Below are 1,570 nucleotides of genomic sequence, written 5' to 3' on the forward strand. Positions count from 1 at the left end.
GTCTTTTTCATTATCAAATAAGAAAATAAAATTTACCATTTAGTTTAAAATTATTTCTTAAGTTAAACATAATCTCCTTATTTTTATCGAAACTATCCTCTTTACATATACACGTAGCGAAGGTATAATTGTAAAAAACTAAAAGAGAGTAATTATGATACTTAGTTTTGCTGATAAAGAAACAGAAAAAGTCTTTGAACAGAAGTTTTCTAAGAAACTGCCGCAGTCGATTCAACGAATAGCGTTAAGAAAGTTAATTATGATTGATAATGCTGAAAATATCAATGATCTAAGAATACCGCCCGCAAATCATTTAGAACAACTATCTGGTGATCGTGAAGGCCAGTATAGTATTAGAATTAATAGCCAATTTAGGATATGCTTTACAGTTCGAGGACAGAATAATATTAAAGATGTTGAGATAGTTGATTATCATTAGAGAGGAGATTTTATTATGGAGCAAATTCCAACACCGACAATTGGTGAAATCCTAAAAGAAGAATTTATGGAACCATTAAATATTTCTGCGTACCGTGTTGCAAAAGAGATTGATGTTCCAACTTCGAGAATCCAAGATATTCTTCATAACCGTCGCCAAATCACTGTCGATACGTCAATTCGTTTAGGACGCTTGTTTGGTGTTTCCGATCGGTACTTTCTGAATATGCAAAACGATATTGATATTCGTAATGCAGAAGAAGAAAGTGGAAATGAATTTGATAAAATAAAGACAATTGCTGCTAGTTAGTGTTAAGGCGTCTATATAGAGGAATGCTTCTAATTGCCAAAATACCCCATATTACAATAGTTATTAAAAAGAATATATTTCTTCAAATTAACTATCGTAATATGAGGTATTTTATTTTTGGTAGCATTTAAAGTACATTAATACTTAATTTTTGAAATTAAAATTATTAAATAAACATCTTTTGAAGGTAAAACTTTTTCATTTTAGATAATTGGTTCAATTTACACTGATGAAGGGTGATGAGGGAATCAAGCTGTTTGAAAAAATTACCTATTTTATCCTGTTCTTTTTTCGAAGGAAGTTTAATTGTAAACGAGGATAAAGTAGACTTGTTTATGATCGGTGTAGCCGTTTGACCAGCTAATGCTTCAAAGCGCTGTTTTTCTCTGGTCATTGCCATCAAAACAAAATAAGAATTATTATTCTGAATAATCAGTGCATTAATTTGTTGATTAAAAGCTGCTTCTATAGCATTTATAGCATTTTTACCAATTGAAGCGATACTTGTTATTAGAACAGAGTCTTTAGGTACTACTCTTGCTTTAGACCAACCTTTATCACTTAAATATCTTTCAGAGTCAATTATGATGCTTTTGTTTATATCCGTTGGAGTTATCCAAATATGTCCATTTCTTTTATCATTGGTCCAATTCCTCACATCTTTAGTGGATGGTGTGTTACCAGTAAATACCTTTCCCAACTCACTCAACTTCCGCTGATCCCAAGTTTCAGTAAAGTCTTTAAAACGAATACTGGGGATTAATTTACCTTTTTTAGAAACTAATAATCGCTGTAACATAGCCTTTTTCAACTGCTTTAACT

Annotated in this window: 3 protein-coding genes; 2 read left to right on the forward strand and 1 reads right to left on the reverse strand. The window is 31.1% G+C overall.

Translation table 11 applies throughout. The annotated features are described in order from the left end of the window. Positions 1-154: 154 nt before the first annotated feature. On the forward strand, positions 155-439 hold the full coding sequence (locus HMPREF0549_RS03670) for a type II toxin-antitoxin system RelE/ParE family toxin (RefSeq protein ID WP_003716902.1): 285 nt from the start codon (positions 155-157) through the stop codon (positions 437-439). 15 nt (positions 440-454) lie between these two features. Then, a complete protein-coding gene (locus tag HMPREF0549_RS03675; RefSeq protein WP_003716903.1) occupies positions 455-748 on the forward strand; it encodes a HigA family addiction module antitoxin in 294 nt (97 codons plus the stop codon). Between the two features lie 166 nt (positions 749-914). Here the strand turns inward: HMPREF0549_RS03675 and HMPREF0549_RS03680 are convergent. Then, the coding region (locus tag HMPREF0549_RS03680; protein WP_003716904.1) for a restriction endonuclease subunit S at positions 915-1,570 on the reverse strand (656 nt) is incomplete at its 5' end.

It is taken from the genome of Limosilactobacillus vaginalis DSM 5837 = ATCC 49540 (assembly GCF_000159435.1).
Lineage (GTDB): Bacteria > Bacillota > Bacilli > Lactobacillales > Lactobacillaceae > Limosilactobacillus > Limosilactobacillus vaginalis.